This is a genomic window from Mycobacterium sp. MYCO198283, assembly GCF_021213805.1.
Classification (GTDB): Bacteria; Actinomycetota; Actinomycetes; order Mycobacteriales; family Mycobacteriaceae; genus Mycobacterium.
The window spans coordinates 394,333-410,186 of sequence record NZ_JAJQJI010000003.1; the positions used below are offsets into that span (position 1 = coordinate 394,333).

16 protein-coding genes are annotated in these 15,854 nt (G+C 73.1%); 6 read left to right on the top strand and 10 right to left on the bottom strand.

Annotation, left to right across the window (positions count from 1 at the left end):
* Window positions 1–76: 76 nt before the first annotated feature.
* The 3 genes from LV457_RS08585 to LV457_RS08595 are packed head-to-tail and all read right to left on the bottom strand — an operon-like array spanning window position 77 to window position 3,828.
* Entirely contained in the window at window positions 77–2,137 is a 2,061-nt protein-coding gene (locus tag LV457_RS08585) for an MDR family MFS transporter (RefSeq protein ID WP_232170341.1), read from the bottom strand.
* A 49-nt stretch (window positions 2,138–2,186) separates the two neighbouring features.
* Window positions 2,187–3,122, bottom strand: coding sequence for a cell wall metabolism sensor histidine kinase WalK (locus tag LV457_RS08590; RefSeq protein ID WP_232170342.1), 936 nt, complete (start codon window positions 3,120–3,122; stop codon window positions 2,187–2,189).
* Window positions 3,109–3,828 (bottom strand): response regulator transcription factor, encoded by a 720-nt coding sequence (locus LV457_RS08595; protein WP_232170343.1) that lies wholly within the window; start codon window positions 3,826–3,828, stop codon window positions 3,109–3,111. Before LV457_RS08595 ends, LV457_RS08590 begins: the two co-directional genes overlap by 14 nt.
* Before the next feature lie 93 nt (window positions 3,829–3,921).
* On the opposite strand from LV457_RS08595, the gene LV457_RS08600 reads away from it, so the two are divergent.
* The 5 genes from LV457_RS08600 to LV457_RS08620 are packed head-to-tail and all read left to right on the top strand — an operon-like array spanning window position 3,922 to window position 7,448.
* Window positions 3,922–4,578 (top strand): glycosyltransferase family 2 protein, encoded by a 657-nt coding sequence (locus LV457_RS08600; protein WP_232170344.1) that lies wholly within the window; start codon window positions 3,922–3,924, stop codon window positions 4,576–4,578.
* Window positions 4,579–4,580: 2 nt separating this feature from the next.
* Window positions 4,581–5,243: a DUF2064 domain-containing protein gene (locus LV457_RS08605; RefSeq protein ID WP_232170462.1), complete on the top strand. Its 663-nt coding sequence runs from the start codon at window positions 4,581–4,583 to the stop codon at window positions 5,241–5,243.
* A complete protein-coding gene (locus LV457_RS08610; RefSeq protein ID WP_232170345.1) occupies window positions 5,243–5,872 on the top strand; it encodes a class I SAM-dependent methyltransferase in 630 nt (209 codons plus the stop codon). Before LV457_RS08605 ends, LV457_RS08610 begins: the two co-directional genes overlap by 1 nt.
* Window positions 5,869–6,984 carry a molybdopterin-dependent oxidoreductase gene (locus tag LV457_RS08615; RefSeq protein WP_232170346.1) on the top strand — a complete coding sequence of 372 codons (1,116 nt, stop codon included), beginning with the start codon at window positions 5,869–5,871 and terminating at the stop codon, window positions 6,982–6,984. Before LV457_RS08610 ends, LV457_RS08615 begins: the two co-directional genes overlap by 4 nt.
* A complete protein-coding gene (locus tag LV457_RS08620; protein ID WP_232170347.1) occupies window positions 6,981–7,448 on the top strand; it encodes a hypothetical protein in 468 nt (155 codons plus the stop codon). Before LV457_RS08615 ends, LV457_RS08620 begins: the two co-directional genes overlap by 4 nt.
* Here LV457_RS08620 and LV457_RS08625 read toward each other — a convergent pair.
* From LV457_RS08625 to LV457_RS08655, 7 genes are all read right to left on the bottom strand, one after another.
* Window positions 7,374–8,729: a hypothetical protein gene (locus LV457_RS08625; protein WP_232170348.1), complete on the bottom strand. Its 1,356-nt coding sequence runs from the start codon at window positions 8,727–8,729 to the stop codon at window positions 7,374–7,376. The genes LV457_RS08620 and LV457_RS08625 overlap by 75 nt on opposite strands.
* Window positions 8,730–8,828: 99 nt before the next feature.
* Entirely contained in the window at window positions 8,829–9,608 is a 780-nt protein-coding gene (locus LV457_RS08630) for an MHYT domain-containing protein (protein WP_232170349.1), read from the bottom strand.
* 100 nt (window positions 9,609–9,708) lie between these two features.
* Window positions 9,709–10,074, bottom strand: coding sequence for a DUF742 domain-containing protein (locus tag LV457_RS08635; RefSeq protein WP_232170350.1), 366 nt, complete (start codon window positions 10,072–10,074; stop codon window positions 9,709–9,711).
* 8 nt (window positions 10,075–10,082) lie between these two features.
* A complete protein-coding gene (locus LV457_RS08640) occupies window positions 10,083–10,526 on the bottom strand; it encodes a roadblock/LC7 domain-containing protein (RefSeq protein ID WP_232170351.1) in 444 nt (147 codons plus the stop codon).
* On the bottom strand, window positions 10,523–12,895 hold the full coding sequence (locus LV457_RS08645) for a HAMP domain-containing sensor histidine kinase (protein WP_232170352.1): 2,373 nt from the start codon (window positions 12,893–12,895) through the stop codon (window positions 10,523–10,525). Before LV457_RS08645 ends, LV457_RS08640 begins: the two co-directional genes overlap by 4 nt.
* 62 nt (window positions 12,896–12,957) lie before the next feature.
* On the bottom strand, window positions 12,958–14,115 hold the full coding sequence (gene menE / locus LV457_RS08650) for an o-succinylbenzoate--CoA ligase (RefSeq protein ID WP_308192180.1): 1,158 nt from the start codon (window positions 14,113–14,115) through the stop codon (window positions 12,958–12,960).
* Between the two features lie 2 nt (window positions 14,116–14,117).
* On the bottom strand, window positions 14,118–14,420 hold the full coding sequence (locus LV457_RS08655; protein ID WP_232170353.1) for a DUF3349 domain-containing protein: 303 nt from the start codon (window positions 14,418–14,420) through the stop codon (window positions 14,118–14,120).
* A 189-nt stretch (window positions 14,421–14,609) separates the two neighbouring features.
* Between LV457_RS08655 and LV457_RS08660 the strand changes: the two genes are divergently transcribed.
* Window positions 14,610–15,842 carry an inorganic phosphate transporter gene (locus LV457_RS08660; protein ID WP_232170354.1) on the top strand — a complete coding sequence of 411 codons (1,233 nt, stop codon included), beginning with the start codon at window positions 14,610–14,612 and terminating at the stop codon, window positions 15,840–15,842.
* Window positions 15,843–15,854: the final 12 nt, after the last annotated feature.

Consider the following 15,854-nt stretch of genomic DNA (forward strand, 5'->3'; position numbering starts at 1 on the left):
CCGCGCGAACGTGGATTACCCGTCGCGACACGCCGTGGCGATACGGCGGGTAATCAACGTTCGCGCGGGTGGGGGGCTACGAGGCAGGCGCCGAGGCCAGCTCCGGCTCGCGGTCGTCGGACCAGTCGCGCTGCATCAGCACCCGGTGCGCGATGCGTTCCAGGGCCGCCTCGACCTGCACGCGGTCGGGCCGGCCGTCGAACGCCGGTGACGCGCTGAGCTTCTCGACGATCCAGCTGACGATCTGGCTCGACAGGAATTCGACCTGCCGCGCGCCGGCTCCGGTCAGCCACAGCTGGTCGCCGGTGCGCAGCGCGTAGCCGTCGTCGACGAGCCGGCAAAACGTCGGCTCCAGCACCTCGACGGGTATCCGCAGCCGTTCGGCGATGTCGGACAGCCGTGCGGTGCCGATGGCCTGGGCGTAGCGGTAGATCTGCAGCACGCCCCACAGTCCCGCGACGTCGAGCTCGCATCCGGGCCGGCCGATCAGCGACCGCAGCCGCACGCCCGGCGCACCGCGCAGCATCCGGCCGATCGCCATCTCTAGCATCTTCTCGGGCCGCTCGTTGCTGGGCATGGCAAAGCCTTCGCCGAGGTCCAGCACGTTCGCGGGCTCGGCGTCGCGCAGCGGCACCTCCTTGAGCAGCAGGGCCAGCACGAACCCGACGACGGCGACGGGCACGGCGTAGAAGAACACCAGGCCCAGCGAGTCGGCGTAGGCCCCGATGATGGGTGCGGCCTGGGCGGCGGGCAGCTGGTGCAGCGCGTCGGGTGACTGCGCGGCCACCGGCGGCGCCTGAGCGGCGATGAGCGCCGGGCCGATGCGGTCGGCGAGGAAGTTCGCGAACAGCGAGCCGAAGATCGCCGCGCCGAACGAGCTGCCGATGGTGCGGAAGAACGTCACGCCCGAGGTGGCGACGCCGAGGTCGGCGAACGCTGAGGTGTTCTGGACGATCAGCACCAGCACCTGCATGCACAGGCCGATGCCGGTGCCGAGGATGAACAGGTAGAGCGACTGCCGCCACACCGGCATCCCGGCGTCCATGGTGGACATCAGGAAGAACGCGACGCTCATGATCGCGGTGCCGACGATGGGGAAGATCTTGTAGCGGCCGGTGCGGCTGACGATGATGCCGCTGGTCATCGACGTCGTCAGCAGTCCAGCGACCATGGGCAGGGTGCGCAGCCCGGACTCGGTGGCCGAGACGCCGTCGACGAACTGCATGAAGGTCGGCAGGAATGTCAGCGCGCCGAGCATCGCGAACCCGACGACGAAGCTCAGCGCGCAGCTGACCGCGAAGACGGGGTTTCTGAACAGCCGCGTCGGCAGGATCGGCTCGGCGGCGCGGGCTTCCACCCAGACGAACACCACAAGCGCGATCGCCGACCCGACGAACAGGCCGATGATGGTCGGCGAGCCCCACGGATATTCACTGCCGCCCCAGCTGGTGGCGAGCGTGAGGCCGCCGGCGCCGAGGCCGACGAACAGGATGCCGAGGTAGTCGATGGCGGGTCGGCCGGTGCGCCCGAGGGCGGGGATCGCCACGGCGGCGACGATGAAGACGACGACGGCGACCGGCACGTTGATCCAGAACGCCCACCGCCAGCTGAGGTGGTCGACGAAGAAGCCGCCGAGCAGCGGGCCGATGACGGTGGTGACCCCGAAGACGGCGCCGAGCGCGCCCTGGTAGCGGCCGCGGTCGCGCAGCGGGATCACCTCGCCGATGACGGCGGTCGCGGTGACCATGATGGCGCCGCCGCCGATGCCCTGCAGCGCGCGCGACCCGACGAGCGCCGCCATCGAGTCGGAGATGCCGCACAGCACCGAGCCGAGGAAGAAGAAGACGATCGCGGCCTGGAAGACCCGCTTGCGGCCGAACAGGTCGCCGAGCTTGCCGACGATCGCGGTGACGATGGTCGAGGCGAGTAGGTAGCTGGTGACCACCCACGACTGGTGGCCGGCGCCGCCGAGGTCGGCGACGACGCTGGGCAGTGCGGTGGCGACGATGGTCTGGTCGAGCGCGGCGAGCAGCATGCCGAGCACCACCGCGAGGAAGACCAGGTTGCGGCGCTGGGGACTGATGAGCGCGCTCGGGGATTCCGGGTCGGCGACGGTGGTCTTCGGTGGCGAAGTCATTAGCTGTCCTTACTATGGGCGTCACCGATGGTAGCGCCCGTCAGGCCCGTCATTCTCCCGCCAGCGGCAGCCGAACCTCGAACCGCGCACCGGTGCCCAGGTTGTGCGCCGACAGTGTTCCCCGATGCGCCTGCACCAATCCCGCCGCGATCGCCAGCCCCAGACCCGAGCCGCTGGGCAGCGACGCGTCGGTACGCGGCACCCGGCCGTTGCTGCCGCGGTAGGCCACGTCGAACAGCCGCGGCAGGTCGGCCTCGTCGATCCCGACGCCGGTGTCGTCCACCCGCGCCCAGGCGCCGCGCTCGTCGGCGCCGATCGCCAGCTGCACCCGCCCGCCCGCCGGGGTGTGGGCGATCGCGTTGTTGACCAGGTTCGACAGCACCCGCACCAGCGCGCGGGCGTTGCCCAGCACCCGCACCGGCGCTTCCGGCAGCGTCGTGCGCAGGTCGACGCCCGACCGTTCGGCGGCGATGCGGTGGGCGGCCACCACGTCGTCGGCCACCTCGTCGAGCGCCACCGGGTCGAAGGTCGGCGCGACGGCGCCGGCGTTGATCTTGCTCATCTCGAACAGGTCGTCGACCATGCCCGCCAGCCGGATCGACTCCTGCTCGATGTGACGGGCGTGACCCACCACCTCGCCGTCGGCGACCAGCCCGTCGGCGATCGCCTCCGACACCGCCCGGATGCCGGCCAGCGGGCTGCGCAGGTCGTGGCTGACGAACGCCACGAGCTGGCGCCGCGATTGCTCGGCCGCCCGCTCGGCGTCGCGGACCTGCTGCTCACGCTGCGTGCGGCGGTCCTGGGACCGGCCGAGCACCACCGCGGCCGGGAGCGTCAGCGCCGACACGACCAGCGAGACGACGACCGTCTCACCGAAGGTCTGCAGGTGCAACACCGCGCCCGCGGCCAGCGTCGCGACCGCCGGGACGAGGACCAGCGCCACCACGGCCGCGGTGAGCGACCGGCGCCGGTCAGCCGGCGGCATCGTGGATCAGTTGCTCCTCGCGCACGCCGGTCCACAGGTAGCCGCGGCCCCACACGGTCTGCAGCCGATGGTGGTCGCCGAGCTTGGCTCGCAGCCGCTTGACGTGCACCGTCACCGTCGACAGGTCGCCGAAGTCCCAGCGCCACACCTTCGACAGCAGCTCCTCGCGGGTGAAGACCGTGTCGGGGTGGGTGAGGAAGAACAGCAGCAGGTCGAATTCCCGATTCGTCAGGGACACCGGATGGCCGTCGACGCTGACCGACCGCGAGCCCGTCGACACCACCAGGTTGCCGGTGCGGATCTCCAGCGGCAGCGTGCGCGACGACGGCGCCCGCCGCAACACCGACCGCACCCGCAGCGCGAGCTCGCGCGGGCTGAACGGCTTCGTGACGTAGTCGTCGGCGCCCGCCTCCAGGCCCGCGATCCGGTCGTCCTCCTCGCCGAGCGCGGTCAGCAGGATCACCGGGATCGAGTAGTCGCTGCCGTGGCGCAGGCTGCGGCACAGCGTCAGCCCGTCGGGGCCGGGCATCATCACGTCGAGCACCGCGACGTCGATCGGCTCGCTGGAGAGCACCTGCAGGGCCTGGTGGCCATCGTCGGCGACTGTGACGCTCAGCCCCTCGCGTTCGAGGTAGCGGCGCACCACGTCGCTGACGACGGTGTCGTCGTCGGCGATCAGGACGCGCCCGGTGACGGGCTTCGACACGGCAGGCGCAGGGCGTCGTAAGAGGCTCACGTCACCTATTCGTCACTGCGGCCCGTTCGGTTCGGTGTGATCGGGATAACTAATCTGGCGGCCATGCCGCAGGATGCCGTGACGGTCGTACTGCCGTGCCTGAACGAAGCGGCATCGCTGCCCGGAGTGCTCGCCGCCCTCCCCGCCGGCTACACCGCGCTGGTGGTCGACAACAACAGCACCGACGGCACCGCCGAGGTGGCCCGCGCGCACGGCGCCCGCGTCGTCACCGAGACACAGCCGGGCTACGGCGCGGCGGTGCACGCCGGGATCGTCGCCGCGGCGACGCCGATCGTCGCGGTGCTCGACGGCGACGGGTCGCTCGATCCCCGCGAGCTGCCCGCGCTGGTCGCCGAGCTCGACCGCGGCGCCGACCTGGTGACCGGCCGGCGACGGAAGCGACCGGAGCTGCGCTGGCCGTGGCACGCCCGGCTGGGCACCGCGGCCGTCGCGTGGCGGTTGCGGACGCGCCACGGGTTGCCGGTGCACGACATCGCACCGATGCGGGTGTGCCGCCGCGACGCGTTGCTGGCGCTCGGTGTGCAGGACCGCCGCTCCGGGTATCCGGTAGAACTGCTGGTGCGGGCGGCCGCGGCGAACTGGCGGGTCGTGGAACGCGACGTCGGTTACGGGCCGCGGACGGGGGGACGATCCAAGGTGAGCGGTTCGCTGCGCGGAAGTGCCACCGCGGCGCTCGACTTCTGGCGGCGGATCTCGTGAAGTTGCCGGTGACGGCGCTGGTGGTGGCGAAGGCCCCCGTGCCGGGGCTCGCGAAGACGCGGCTGGCGGCCGCCGTCGGCGATGTGCGGGCCGCCGACCTGGCCGCCGCCGCGCTGCTGGACTCCCTGGCGGCGGTGGCCGCGGCGCCGTTCGCCCACCGCGTCGTCGCCATGACCGGCGAGCTGGCCGCCGCCTGCCGGGCCGCCGACATCCGCCGCGAGCTGGCGGCGTTCACGGTGCTGCCGCAGCGCGGCGACGGCTTCGCCGACCGGTTGGCCAACGCCCACCTCGACACGGCCGCGGCGGTCGGCGACGCGCCGATCCTGCAGATCGGCATGGACACCCCGCAGGTCACCGCCGAATTGCTCGACGGCTGCGCGCGGGTGCTGCTCGACGCGCCCGCGGTGCTCGGCATGGCCGACGACGGCGGCTGGTGGGTGCTCGGCGTGCAGCACGGCGCCGACGCCGAGGTGGTGCGCGACGTGCCGATGTCGCGCGCCGACACCGGGCGGCTGACGCGGGAGGCGCTCGCCGGGCGCGGGATCGAGCCGGTGCTGGTGGAGCAGCTGCGCGACCTGGACACCATCGACGACCTCCCGGCGGTGCGGCGGGCGTGCCGGCCCGGCAGCTGGTTCGCCCGCGCGACCGACGCCGTGGAGGTGTGATGCTCGGAAACCTGTACGACCGCGCGCTCGACGGCGAGCGATGTTGGGTCCGCCGCGACGACGGTCATCGCCGCCTGCTGCCGGTGCGCGACTGGCTCGGTGGCCGCAACTCAGATGAGGCGTTCGACGCCGCGCTCGTCGACATGTGCGAGGGCCCGACGCTTGATCTGGCGTGCGGACCCGGTCGGCTGGTGGCGCGGCTCATCGCGCGGGGGGTGCCGGCGCTGGGCGTCGACCAGTCGGCGACCGCGGTGCGGCTGGCGCACCGCAGCGGCGCCCCGGCGCTGCACCGTGACCTGTTCTCACCGTTGCCCGGCACCGGCCGCTGGCAGACGGTGCTGCTGGCCGACGGGAACGTCGGCATCGGCGGCGAGCCGCGCCGCATCCTCGCCCGTGCGGCCGAGCTGCTGGGAAGCGGCGGGCGATGCCTCGCCGAGTTCGAGTCCGGGGTGGTCGGCATCCAGGCCGGATGGGTGCGGCTGGAGTCGCGCCGCACGGTGGGGCCGTGGTTTCGGTGGGCGTCCGTGGGGGTGGACTGCGCCGCCGCGCTGGCCGAAGAGGTCGGGATGACGCTGGTGGGGCTGCACCCCGTCGGCCGACGGGTGGTGGCGAGCCTGGCGGTCGGGTGACGCGCCCGTCGCGGGCCGGCTCCCGCACGCCGCTCACGGCTCGCGTCGGCGTGGCCTTCGGCGCGGCGGTGACGGTGTGCTTCGTCACCGGCGTGCTGAGCCACCTCATCCAGCATCCGCAGCCGTGGTTCGGCTGGCCGACGCGGCCGGTGTGGCTGTACCGGTTCACTCAGGGGCTGCACGTGGCGTCGGGGATCGCGGCGGTGCCGCTGCTGCTGGTGAAGCTGTGGTCGGTGTGGCCGAAGCTGTTCGAGCGGCCGGTGATCGGGTCGCCGGTGCGGGCACTGGAACGCGCGTCGATCGCCGTGCTGGTGGCGTCGGTGCTCTTTCAGCTCTCGACGGGCCTGCTGAACATCGCGCAGTGGTACGTCTTCGGCTTCTACTTCCCGCCGGTCCACTACGCGGTGGCGTGGCTGGCGGTCGGCGCGGTCGTCGTGCACGTCGCGGTCAAGTTGCCGGTGATCCGCCAGGCGCTGGGCGAACCGGTCGACGGCGCCCCGGGAAACGTTCCGGCGCCGCAGGTCTCGCGGCGGGCGATCCTGCGCGGCACCTGGGTCGCGGTCGGGGCGGCCACCGTGGCGACGGCCGGCCAGGCGGTGCCGTGGCTGCGGCCGGTGTCGGTGCTCGCGCCGCGCTCCGGCGACGGACCGCAGGGCGTGCCGGTGAACCGCAGCGCCGCCGAGGCGCGCGTGCTGGGCAGCGCACGAGCGGCCGACTACCGGCTGACCGTGACGAACGGTGTTGTGACGCAGACCTTCTCGTTGGCGCAGCTGCAGGCGATGCCGCAGGCCACCCGGACGCTGCCCATCGCCTGCGTCGAGGGCTGGAGTGTGAGCGCCGAGTGGACCGGCGTGGTGCTGGCCGACCTGCTGGCGACGGTCGGCGGCAGCGGCGATGCCGACGTGCGGATGGTCTCGCTGGAGCCGCCGGGCCCGTATTCGCGCACCGTGCTGCCGGCTCGGCACGCCCGCGACGCCGACACGCTGATCGCGCTGCGGCTGGGCGGCAGGGAGCTCGACCTCGACCACGGGTATCCCTGCCGGCTGATCGCACCGTCGAGACCCGGTGTGCTGCAGACGAAGTGGCTCAGCCGCATCGAGGTCGTGCCGTGACCGCGGTGCGGGCGGTGCTGCTGGTGGCCGGGCTGGCGCTCGGCGGGTACGGCGCCGCGTTGCTCGTCGACCATCCGCCGGCGGTCTTGGGGACCGTCGCGGTGTGGGCGCTCGCCGGGCTGTTGGTCCATGACGCGCTGCTCGCGCCGCTGTGGTCGGCGCTCGGATGGGCGGGGCGGCGGATCCTGCCGCGCGGGTGGTGGGCGCCCGTCGGCGTCGGGGCGCTGTGCACCGTCGTCCTGGTGCTGCTCGCGGTGCCGGTGTTCGACCGGCCCGGCGCCCGGCCCACCAATCCCACGGTGCTGGACCGGGATTACCCCGCCGGCCTCGGGTGGGCGCTGGCTGCGGTGTGGGGTGGCGTCGTCGCCGCGGTGGCGGTGTCGCGCCGGCTACCAGTTGGTGAAGATCAGGCTGTTGAGCAGCAGCGCGCCGACGACGTTGAGCGCCAGCCACCACCGGTGTGAGCGGGCCGGCAGCAGCGCGGGCGCCGCGGTCAACCACACCGTGAACGGCAGCCAGATGCGCTCGGTCTCGGCCTTGCTCAGCATGCTGAGGTCGGCGAACAGGATCGCCAACACGAAGCCGGCGAGCACGAGGTGCAGCCCGCTGCGCGCCCGCAGCGCCGCCACGTCGAGCACCCGGCTCAGCCCGGCGACGCTGCCCAGGCCGATCGCGCACACCACCGACGCGAGGTTGGCCCAACTCCAGTACTGGAACGGGCGTGCTTTCGCGATGCCCTGCCAGTAGCGCTCCTGCACCAGGTGGTAGCCGTCGAACCACCAGAAGCCGGTGGCTCGGAAGACCGCCACCACCAGCCCGGCGGCGGGCACCGCGGCAGCCACCGCGCGGACGGCGGCGCGGCGGTCGGGCGCGGTGGCCAACACCGCGAGCGCGGGCACCGCCAGCAGGCCCAAGCCGTAGTTGCAGAAGATGCCCCAGCCCAGGAGCAGGCCGGCGGCGACGGCCGCCGCGACGGGCCACCGCACCGCCCGGCGCGTGGCCAGCGCCAGCAGCGTGATGCCCCAGGCGCCCACGCCGGCGAAGTAGCCGTCGGCGGACACCGCGACCCATATCGCGGTCGGAGCGATCGCGACGAAGGGCGCCGCCGCGCGCGCCAGCTCGTCACCGGACAGCACGCGCACCGCGACGACGATCGCCACGGCCGCGCTCGAGCCGACGAGCAGGCACAGCGCGCCGGCCCACGCGCCGCCCGACAGCCCGAGCCGGTCCAGCCAGACGAACGTGAGCAGCGCTGCGGGCGGATGCCCCGACACGTGGGTGATCCACGAGTCGGGCTGATAGTCGAGGATGCGATCGGCGAAGGTGCGGAGCATGTGCGGGATGTCGGTGACGCCCGGCACCTCGAGCAGGTATTCGTGGGTGGCGATGAGCCGGCCGGCGAACCCGCGCTGCCAGCCGTCGATCATCGCCAGCGCGAACGCCCACGCCGCCGCGGCCGCCCACGTCGCGAACAGCAGTGTCCGCCAGCGCATCCGGCGGGCCAGCGACGGGCCCCACAGCACCGCCGCAACCCCGATGATCACCGCGACCGGCGTGCCGGGGCCGACGTGGGCCTCCCACCAGCCGAAGACCGGGGCGGTGTCGGCGACGGCCGCGATCTGCGCGTCGGTGGCGTCGCGCAGCGGCTCGACGATGCCGAGGTCGAGGTGGGGCACCACGAATGCGGCGACCACCAGCGCGACAGCGGCCGCGACGCCCACTGTCTCCCGGCGGCCGATGCTCACGACCGCCAGCCTAGAGGCCCGGCCGACTCCCGCCGAGAACACCGTTCTTGCCGAAATCTGTCCAGATCCGCGCAGAGAAGGGTGTTCTCGGCGTGAGCGCTACCGCGCGGGTCCGGCCGGTGAGACGTCGCGCGGAACGGTCGGGTTGGGGCCGCCCACGCGGTCGGAGCGCATCATGACGGCCGTGATGGGGATGGCGAGGGCGAGCAGGCCGATCACGAACACCGGGAAGAGGAAGGAGAACACCTCGGGTCCGCCGGGGATCGGCGCGCTCGGGTCGACGGTGACGCGGACCGCGGCCATCCCGGTGTAGTGCATGCCGACGACGGCCACGCCCATCACGAGGCCGGCGACGAAGCGCATCACCGGCGACTCGAGCACCAGGGTGAACCACAGCGCCGCGGTGGCGGCGACCACCGCGACGACGACAGACAGCGCGACGAGCGTGCGGTCGTAGGTCACTTCGCCCTGGATCCGCAGCGCCCACATGCCGGTGTAGTGCATGCCGGCGACGGCCAGCCCGGTGATGAGCCCGCCGGCGATCAGCCGCGGGATCCGCACTTTGCGGCCGATGACGACGAGCCCGACGAACACGGCCGAGATCGCCAGCACCGCGGACGCGACGGTCCAGGTCAGGTCGTACCGCACGGCGCTGTCGGGCACCGCGAAGCCCAGCATCGCGATGAAGTGCATGAGCCAGATGCCGACGCCGCCGATCGCGATGGCGGCCATCGCGAGCCACCGCAGCCGGTCGCGGCCGTGCGTCGCGGCGCCGCAGCGGGTGCACGCCAGCCCCACCACCGAGCCGCTCACCGAGACGATGTAGGCCAGGAACAGCAGCCACAGGCCCATGCCGAAGTGGTGGACGGAATGATTCATGCGGTACCTCTCAAGGTCATGCGTTCGACGGCGGCAGGTTCAGGGCGTAGGAGGTCACGGCGAGCGCCTCACGAAGTTCGTCGACGACACCCCGGCGCCATCAGAGTGCGCGGAGCCCACTGAGCGTCCTCTCGATCAGGTGCCGCCGTTCGGCGACGGTCGAGCGGTCGGTGAGCGTCGCGTGGACGCGCAGGTGGCCGCTCTCCACCAGGTCGGCGACCAGCACGCGGGTAACCCCGATGGGCAGCTGCGCATGGGACGAGATCTCGGCGATCGAGGGCCGCGCCCCGCACAGCCGCACGATCGCGGTGCGGACGTCGCCGGGCGACCACGTGCTGTCGCCGTCGGGTACCAGCGCTTCGACCGTGGCCTCAAGGGGCAGCTCGATGCGCGGTGCGGTACGGCCCGCCGTCAGCGTGTACGGGCGGGCGCGGCTCGGCGGCCGGAACGGTTCGTGGGGATTCATGAGCAGGGTCATCGAGCGGCGCGGGTGTGGCGCGGCGTGGCCTCGACGGTCTTGCCCACCCGGTCCACCAGCAGCGCCATCTCGTAGCCGACCTGGCCGATGTCGCACGTCGTCGACGCCAGCACCGCGAGGTAGGAGCCGTCGCCGACGCCCATCACCAGCAGGAACGCGCCGTCCATCTCCACGATCGACTGCCGCACGTTGCCCGCGTCGAACAGCCGGGCGGCGCCGCTGGACAGGCTCGCCAGGCCCGACGTCACGGCCGCCAGCTGCTCGGCGCGGTCGGCGGGCAGGTGTGCGTTGGACGCCATGAGCAGGCCGTCGGCCGACACCAGGACGGCGTGGGAGGCGCCGGGGACGTCCCGGACGAAGTTCGTGACGAACCAGTCGAGGGTCCGGTTGGCTGCCGGCGCGGCGCCGCCCCAGCCGTTGGGCGACGTGTCGGGGTTCATCGGTCCCCTTCCGTTTCTCGTTGCGCGGCATCGCTTTCGGCGCGGCCGCGGCGGACTCCGGCCAGCTGTCGGCTCAGCAGGTCTCGGATGGCAGCGGGGTCGTTGCGGCCGTCGGCGGCGGCGTCGGGCCCGGTCTGATCGGGGATCAGGTGTGCGCCGCGCTCGCGGATCGGCAGCCCGGACGGCGTCTGCCGCGCGCGCTGCGGTTCGGGCGCGGCGGTGACGGCGAACTCCGACGTCATGCGCTCGAAGATCGGCGCACCGTCGCTCGGGATGCTCGGCCAGGGCTCGACGGGCGGCGCCGGTGGCGGCTCGGGCGCCAGGCGTTCGCCGTTCCCGGCGGCGGTCGTGACGGCGGTGACGCCGCTGGCGCCCGGCGACCGCTTGGGCAGGCCGGACGTCGCGACCGCCGGCGCGGGCGAACCCGCTGCGGCGCTGCGGGTCGGCAGGGCCGGCCGGTCGGGGGTCCGCGGCGCAGCGGCGGCGACGGGACGCAGTCCGGTCCCGGTGTCGGCCGCAGCCGGTGCGAGCAGCGCGCCCGGCAGGTGGACGCTCGCGGTGACGCCGGGCCGGTCGGTCATCGGCGCCGTGGTGCGCAGCCGCACCGTCGCGTGGTGGCGCCGGGCGAGGCGGCCGACGACGAACAGGCCCATCCGCTTGGCGGTCTCCGACGTCACCTCGCCGCCGAGCGCCAGCCGGTCGTTCGCCGCGGCGATCTCGTCGTCGGGCATGCCGAGCCCGCGGTCGGCGACCTCGACGAGGATGCCGGCGTCGACGGCGCGCGCGACCGTCACCGACACCGGCGTGTCCGGCGGTGAGTAGCGCAGCGCGTTGTCGAGCAGCTCGGCGACGAGGTGGCCGATGTCGCCGGCCGCCGCCCCGATGACGGCGCCGTCGAGCACCGGTCCGATGGTGACGCGTCGGTATTCCTCGACCTCGCTCATCGCGGCCCGCAGCACCTCCGCCAGCGGCACCGGCGCCGAGCGGCGGTGGCGATCGACGGTGTCGGCGAGCACGAGCAGGTTGTCGCCGTTGCGCCGCATGCGGGTCGCGAGGTGGTCGAGCCGGAACAGGTGGTCGAGGCGGGCGGGATCGTCCTCGTCGCGTTCCAGGGTCTCGATCAGCGCCAGCTGCTCCTCGACCAGTGACCGGCTGCGGCGCGACAGCGTCTCGAACATCTCGCCGATCTGCAGCCGGACGCCGTACTCGCCGGCCAGCCGGACCGCCTGGTAGTGGATGTCGTCGATGGCCCGCGCCAGCTGCCCCACTTCTTCGGAGGTGTGCACCGGCAGCGCGGTGAGCTCCGGCAGGCCACCGCCCCTGCTCAGCCGTTCGATCTCGTTGGGCAGCTGCACCTGCGCCACCTGCGTCGCGCCGTGGCGCAGCCGGCCGATCGAGCGGATGAGGGACCGGCCGACCGCGAGCGCGAAGACCAGGGCCGCCAGCACCGCGCCCAGGATGATCGCGGTGTCGCGCAGCGCCGAGGAGCGCAGCGCGTTGGCCCGCGCGTGCACCCGGTCGTCGAGGCCGGTCGCGAGCTGCGCCGCCATGGCCGAATACTGGTCGGCGCTGGCGCCCATCGTGGCCGCGATGACCGGCACGGGTTGATCGGGACGGGCGTAGGCCGCGCGCCGGGCGTCCGACGGGCCGCGCAGCGCCTCGCCCTCCCCGGGGGCCATCAGCTGGGCGAGCCGGTCGATGGCGGCGGCCTCCGCGCCGGCGGCGTCGGCGGCGGTCGTCCGCAGCTCGACCGAGGTGCCGAACTCGGGCGCCGCGACGAGCACCTGCTGGGTGGTCAGCGCCCGCTGCGCCGCCAGGCTGTTCACGAGCCGGTCCGCGAGCGGGCCGACCTCGTCGTCGTCGACGGACGCGGTGATGGTGCTGATCGCCGACGCCACGTCGACCGCCGCGTTGTCCGTCTGGTCGGCGATGCGGGGCTGCGGCACCGGCCCGGCGGCGATCTCGTCGCGCAGCGCCTTCGCCGTGGAGGCGGCGGTGGCCAGTTCGGTGGTGACGGTCGCGTCGAACTCCGCGGCCCTGGTCGCCGCCGCCAAGTCCGCCGCGGCGGCATCGAACCGGTTGAGGGGCTCTTGCACCGGGGCTCCCGCGGCGGCGGCGACCGCGAGGTCGTCGAGGCGGTCGACGAACTCGACCGCCGGCGCCACGACCCCGATGTCACCGGCTGCGACGCTGAGCCGCGACGCCGCCGACAGGTCGTGCTGGATGCGCAGCGCGCCGAAGGTGGCCGCCAGCAGCACCGGCACGACGAGCGTCGCCGCGACCTTCCAGCGCAGCGGCCAGCCTTCGAGGGAAAAGCGCGACGTGGTCCGATCCGTCTGCCCGACGACGTTGGGCTCGTTGGCAGCCATACCGTCACCACCCTCCGCCGGGACAAATTGACGACTCTGTAGAACCGGGGTTTGCAGCGATGCTAGAGGAGTCCGCGGCGCGGGGACCAGGCCGGGGTGAAGCGGTCCCGCAGGGCCCGCCGGTCCACCTTTCCGATGCTCTTGCGGGGCAGCGCGTCGACCAGATACAGAGCCCGAGGCGCGGCGGTGCGGTCCAGGGTGACGCTGACGTGGTCGCGCAACGCGTCCAGCGTCGGCGGTTCGCCGCGGGGCACCACCGCCACCGCGACCCGCTCGCCAAGTCGCTCGTCGGGCAGCCCGAACACCGCGCACTCGGCCACCGCCGGATGGTCGGCCAGTGCGGCCTCGACGACCTGCGGCAGCACCGTCAGCCCGCCTGTGCAGACGGCCTCGTCGATCCGGCCGTGCACGGTCAGCACACCGGCCGCGTCGATGCTGCCGGCGTCGTCGGTGCGGAACCACCCCGGCTCGGCGAAGGGGTCGTCGGCCGGCGGGTTGCGGTAGCCGAGCGCGACGGTGGCGCCGCCGAGCACCACGCGACCGTCGTCGATTCGCATCCGCACCCCGTCGAGCGGGAGGCCGTCGTAGACGCATCCGCCCGCCGTCTCGCTCATCCCGTAGGTTCGGACCACCGGAATGCCTTGCGCGACAGCGGCTTCAGCCAGCGGCGTCGGCAGCGGGCCGCCGCCCAGCAGCACCGCGTCGAGCGCCGCGAGCGCCCGGGCCGCCGGCGGATGTCCGAGCGCCTTGGCGAGCTGGTTGGCCACCAGCGAGGCGTAGCGCCGGCCCGTGCCCAGCGCGGCGACCGCGTCGGGCAGCGCCGCGACGTCGAAGCCGCGGTCGACGGCCATCACCACCGGTTCGGTACCGGCGACGACGCTGCGCACCACCACCTGCCACCCGGCGATGTGGTGGCCGGGCAGCGCGAGCAGCCAGCGGCCCGGGCCGCCGAGCCGGTCATGCGTCGCGGTCGCACTGGCAATCAGCGCGTCGACCGTCAGCATCGCGCCCTTGGGCGTTCCGGTGGTGCCCGACGTGGGGATCACCACGGCCACCCGCGGATCGACCGGCTCGCCCGCCCGCAGCGCGGTGGCCAGGTCGGCGGCGCGGCGGTGGTCGTCGGCGGGCACCGGCAGCACCCGGATTCGTCCGTCCAGCACGTCGGCGACGGCGGCTACCAGGCCCGCCGCATCGGGTTCGACGGGCAACACCTCGAGCACGCTCACGCGTCGCCCTCGCCGCGGCGCGGGTCGTCGAAAGGCCAGCCGCCGGCGCCGAGCTTCTCGCGCACCCGGTCGATGTCCGCCGGCGACGGCAGCTCGTCGGTGATCTCGGTGATGCGGACGGCGATGTCTACGTCGTCGTAGTGGTCGAGGTGCACCAGTCCGGCCGCGACGGTCCGCACTTCGTCGTCGCTGAGCCGCCGTGAGAGCAGCGCCAGCAGCGGCAGGTAGTCCTGCGCCGGCACGCCCTCGGGATATCCGGCGCGCAGCCAGGCGACGACGCGGGCGAGGAAGCGGTTCACGGTGGCAGGAATGCTACTCGCGGATGAACGGGCGGAGTCGGTCCGCGATGGCGGCGCTGTACCGGGCATGGCGGCGAGTTGAACATTGGGTGAACAGTGGTGCGCCGCCAGGAATGCGCAGCTCAGAGCCGGTGTTGTGGGTGATAGCTAATTGGTCAAACTATCGGGAGCGATCCCAGAATGAGCGCCATGTCCGCAGAGTTCCTGATCCTCCTGCTGCTGGTCGTCACGGCGCTGGCGTTCGACTTCACGAACGGCTTCCACGACACCGGCAACGCGATGGCCACGTCCATCGCCACCGGCGCCCTCAAGCCGAAGACGGCCGTGACGCTCGCCGGTGTTCTCAACCTGGTCGGGGCGTTCCTGTCGGTCGAGGTGGCCGCCACCATCACCACCAGCGTGCTGAAGATCCAGGACAGCAAGACGGGCCAACTGGCCGCGGGCATCGACGCGAACACCGGGCTGACGATCATCTTCGCCGGGCTCGTCGGCGGCATCCTGTGGAATCTGATCACCTGGCTCTTCGGCCTGCCGTCGAGCTCGTCGCACGCCCTGTTCGGCGGCCTGATCGGCGCCGGCCTGGCCGCCATCGGCACGTCCGGCGTGAACTGGGCGGGCATCACCAAGAGCGTGCTCATCCCGGCGGTCGCGGCGCCGGTGATCGCCGGCGTCGTCGCAGCGTGCGGCACCTGGCTGGTGTACCGGCTGACCCGGCACATCCTGGAGTCCCGCAAGCAGGAGGGGTTCCGCTGGGGCCAGATCGCGACGGCATCGCTGGTGGCGCTGTCGCACGGCACCAACGACGCGCAGAAGACCATGGGCGTCATCGCGCTCGCGCTGATCACCACCGGACACCTGTCGGGCAACGTCAAGCAGGACGGGCTGCCGGTGTGGGTGATCGCCAGCTGCGCCATCGCCATCGCGCTCGGCACCTATATCGGCGGTTGGCGCATCATCCGCACGCTCGGCAAGGGGCTGGTGGAGATCGAGTCGCCGCAGGGCTTGGCCGCCGAGGCGAGCTCCGCCGCGATCATCCTCAGCTCCAGCGCCGCGGGCATGTCGCTGTCCACCACGCACGTGGCCACCGGCTCCATCCTGGGAAGCGGCGTCGGCAAGCCCGGCGCCCGCGTCCGCTGGAACGTGGCCGGCCGGATGGCGGTCGCCTGGTTGACGACGCTGCCCGCCGCCGGCCTCGTCGGCGCACTGTCCTACTGGGTCGCCAGCGGTGTCGCATCGGCGACCAGCGTGTTGGTGGGGGACGTCGTGATCTTCGGCATCCTCGTCGCAGCGGCGGGCTACCTGTGGTGGCGCGCCCAGCAGCAGAAGGTCGACCACCAGAACGTCAACGCCGAGTGGGACGAGCAGCACAACTCGGTCGTGCCGGCCGAGGTTCGCGTGGCCAAGCAGGCCGAGCCGGTCTGAACGCTTAACCGA